The organism is Oleiphilus sp. HI0043, from assembly GCF_001634935.1.
In genome coordinates this window covers 1-705 of record NZ_LWEY01001906.1, presented here as the reverse complement: position 1 = coordinate 705, position 705 = coordinate 1, and the positions used below count along the sequence as shown (strand labels likewise).

The 705-nt window shown below is 47.1% G+C and carries 1 pseudogene; it reads left to right on the top strand.

Annotated elements, in window-relative coordinates:
• A pseudogene (locus tag A3729_RS29460) lies at positions 1-399 on the top strand (acetyl-coenzyme A synthetase); the annotation flags it as partial.
• Positions 400-705 lie beyond the last annotated feature (306 nt).

The window sequence follows — 705 nt, the reverse complement described above, 5'->3', positions numbered from 1 at the left end:
TTGAATGTTTCAGGTCATCGCTTAGGAACCGCTGAATTAGACAGTGCTTTGGTGTCTCATCCTGATGTGGCGGAAGCAGCTGTTGTTGGTTATCCACATGATATCAAAGGCGAAGCGATTTATGTTTACGTGACGCCGATGGACGGTGTTGAGCTTGCAGCCAATGCAACAGAGTTACTGAAGCAGCATGTGAGAGTTGAAATGGGGCCGGTTGCGACACCCGAGCTGATTCAGTGGGTCGATGCCTTACCCAAGACGCGATCTGGCAAGATCATGCGCAGGATCCTTCGCAAAATTGCTGCAGATGACTTTGGCAACTTGGGGGATACCTCAACGCTGAACGACCCTTCAGTAGTTGATGTGCTGATCGAGGGTCGTTTGAACCGCACTGACTCATAACTATAGGGTTGCTCGAGGGGAGATGAAAGGCATTATCTACCCCTCGAAAATTATGACCAGTCAGGCTATGCTGTTCTCCAAGGAACGTATTCTAATAATAAACATTGAACAGACATTCAATCCTGTTCGGAGAACTTATGTACCATTTTCATATCGCAGATGATCATCCACTTTTTCGCAGTGCCTTGTTAGAAATTATTAACGCCCACTTTGAAAACGTTACGATCACTGAATCGTCTGACCTGGAGACGACTCTGGCAGCCATTGCTGAAGACCCGGAGCTAGACCTTTTACTACTTGATCTGC